This is a genomic window from Bifidobacterium sp. UBA6881 (assembly GCA_002451435.1).
In the GTDB taxonomy this organism is placed as follows: Bacteria; Actinomycetota; Actinomycetes; order Actinomycetales; family Bifidobacteriaceae; genus Bifidobacterium.
Genome location: DKCF01000071.1, coordinates 16,381 through 17,232, shown reverse-complemented (window position 1 = coordinate 17,232; position 852 = coordinate 16,381). Strand labels below are relative to the sequence as shown.

The 852-nt window shown below is 65.3% G+C and carries 1 protein-coding gene; it reads right to left on the bottom strand.

Annotated features, from left to right (window positions below; translation table 11 throughout):
- Positions 1-852, bottom strand: an 852-nt coding sequence (locus B3C64_RS05360) for an aminotransferase class I/II-fold pyridoxal phosphate-dependent enzyme (RefSeq protein WP_291534289.1), incomplete at both ends; no start/stop codon positions are given.

Here is an 852-nt window from a genome sequence, read left to right as displayed (position 1 = left end):
CGGAGCCTGGCGGTGAACGGCGTGTTCGGCGCGACGTCCAGGATGCTGCGTTCGCGGCCGTCGCGCGTTCTCAGGGTCCATGCCTTGCGTGAGAACTGCGGGTATCGGCCGCTGGCGTAATCGAACGCGCCGCTTTCCAACACGATGCCTCCGATGGCGTTGCCGTGCCCATTGATGCTCTTCGTGGTCGAATACACCACGATGTCGGCTCCGAAATCGAATGGATTGAGCAGATACGGCGTGGCGAGCGTGTTGTCCACGATGAGCGCGATGCCATGCGTGTGCGCGATGCCGGCGAGCGTGCCGAGGTCGGCGACGGCGTTCAGCGGATTCGACACGCTTTCGACGAGCAATGCCTTGGTGTCCGGGCGGATCCGTTCCTCCCAGGACCGCGGATCGTCGGGGTTGTGCGCGAAGTCGAAGCTGATGCCATAATCCGGCAGCACGTTCGAGAAGGCCGCGACGGTTCCGCCGTACAGCCGGTACGAGGTGAGGATGCGCCCGCCGCCCGCCGCGATGTTCAGGATGGCGTCGCCCAACGCGGCGAGACCGGAGGATGTCGCCACGGCGCCGCTCACCCCATGCAGCGCGGCCAGGCGCTTTTCGAGTATTCCGGTGGTCGGATTGGAGATGCGCGAGTAGATGTCGTCATCGAGTTCGGAGAACACGATTCGGCTCGCGTACTCTTCGTTCGGCAGCGCGTATGCGGCCGTCTGGTACAGCGGCACGCCGCTCGAATGGTGGTGTTCGGCGGGATCGTAGCCCGCGTGCAGCGCGAGCGCGGAGAATGACGGCGCGATGTTTTCCCATCCGTGGCTCCGTTCGGGGTTTTCGCGTCCGCGCGTCTGCTCG